Source organism: Polaromonas sp. P1_G4 (genome assembly GCF_056405475.1).
Genome location: NZ_JBFUCA010000853.1, coordinates 1 through 1,168, shown reverse-complemented (window position 1 = coordinate 1,168; position 1,168 = coordinate 1). Strand labels below are relative to the sequence as shown.

Genomic DNA, 1,168 nt, shown 5'->3' with positions numbered 1-1,168 from the left:
GGCGTACGCATAGCGGTGGGAGCCGCTTTAATTCCGTCCACAAGAGTAGTTGTTATTACAGTTTTTGATCCGACCAAACCATAGCCAATGATCTCTTATCCTCATTTCGCGTTTCCGAATTTGTTTTTAGTGGATGGATATTCACTAGAGCAGACGGAATACGGTGAAGTTGTTTCTTATGAAGACGAAGGCGCTCTAGAGGCTTGCGTTGGGCGACTTCGCGTTCGAGCCCCTCGAAGGCTCAATGGTCCTGAATTACGATTTCTACGAAGAACTCTTGGACTAACCCAGGATGATTTCGGTGCCTTAATTGATCGAAACGAACAAACCGTCGCGAGGATGGAGAAATCAGATGCACCAATAGACCGCTCTGTTGATTTGGTTGTTCGTTCTAGGTATCTTGGGCAATACGAACCGTGTACGCAAGTCGGGGAAATTCTTTCTATCGTTGATGGCGTTGCCAAGACTCCCTCTGAGAGAGTTTTGTTGTCCCATGCCAATGGGGTTTGGACATATCGTCATGATGTACCAAGTTTCCAAGTGGTTTTCTCTGACTCGTACGCTCTTGCTAATGAGAGCGCCATAAAGGAGAGCCTTGAACAGGGGTTTCTTACGCAAAGGACACTTACTGTAAGTATGACTTTGCAAGATACGTCCCCTATCAACGAGCCAATGTACGTCGACAGGATCGCTGTAACCAAGCAACTTACGAAACACAGCTATGGCACGAAATAAAAGCCAAACAGTGAGTGCTGCTTATATTGTGGGGATCATTAAAGAGGCGCGAGTCATAGAGGAACGCCTCACCGTCCAGGATCCCTCAGAGGTGCGGTTAAGTGGAATGAGCAGGCAAATCCGAACAYAGACGACCTCAACCTTTGAACTGGGCGTGGCTGAAGACCTGCCGGTAAAGGCATTTCAGGTTAGTCTCAGTTTCTCGGCGATCTTGTCGTTAGATGGGACCTCGGAGTTTTCGTCCTATGCCTGCAAATTTGTTGCGACGTTTGGTATAGAGGAAAGAGGGGGCTTTGAGGATTGGGGAAACATCCCTCCCTCCGCAGTCACTCCATATTTTGCGATTACTCACTTCTTAGCGAGGCAACGAGCTGAAGAGCGATTCTTATCTGCAGGATTCCGAGGTGTCGTTTTACCTCCTTTGGATATAAGC

Annotated in this window: 1 protein-coding gene; it reads left to right on the top strand. The window is 47.8% G+C overall.

Going from position 1 to position 1,168, the window contains the following annotated elements:
• Positions 1-721 precede the first annotated feature (721 nt).
• Positions 722-1,168 (top strand): hypothetical protein (locus AC1D1X_RS23920; protein WP_477699428.1); only part of this gene is annotated, 447 nt, incomplete at its 3' end.